This is a genomic window from Pseudomonas imperatae, assembly GCF_057128625.1.
This window is the reverse complement of sequence record NZ_JBSKHP010000088.1, coordinates 1-533: the sequence shown is the minus strand read 5'-3', so window position 1 is coordinate 533 and position 533 is coordinate 1. Positions and strand designations below refer to the sequence as shown.

The 533-nt window shown below is 70.2% G+C and carries 1 protein-coding gene; it reads left to right on the top strand.

Annotated features, from left to right (window positions below; all coding sequences use genetic code 11):
• Nucleotides 1–533, top strand: a 533-nt coding sequence (locus tag ACWKWX_RS32745; RefSeq protein WP_483829947.1) for a hypothetical protein, incomplete at both ends; no start/stop codon positions are given.

Below are 533 nucleotides of genomic sequence, written 5' to 3'. Positions count from 1 at the left end.
CTAGCCGCGACCGTCGCCCACGACGGCACAGGAACCCTCACCGTCAACGGCGTCGACCGGGCGTGCAAGGCGGAATCGGTCGCAGCACTCCGCACCGGCATGATCGCGCGCGGTGTCGCGATCGCCACCCGGCTACGCCGACCGATCCGTCTCGACGTGACCGAGGACGGTCGCACCCACGCCCTCGCGGTGCGCCCCGAGGGCTACGTGCAGCTCATCGGCGCCGACGGGACCATTCCCGCCCCCGACGGGCTCGGCATCGATGAAGGCCGATGCCGCGTATGTCGGCGTCTGCAACCGGTGACGTCCCCAGAGTGCGTTCAATGCCACATCGAGGAACCGCTGCGCGTCGAGGTCACTCCCCCGGCCGAACCGAACGCGCTTATGGTCCCACCAGCACCACGGCTTCGACCGAGCATCGACGAGCTCGACGACGTGCCCGAGGTCGAGCAGACACGCATCAGCAGACGCGCCGCCCGCGCCGCGACGCCTCCCCTGCCCGCGTTGCACCTGATGTTCAGCACGCAGCGCAG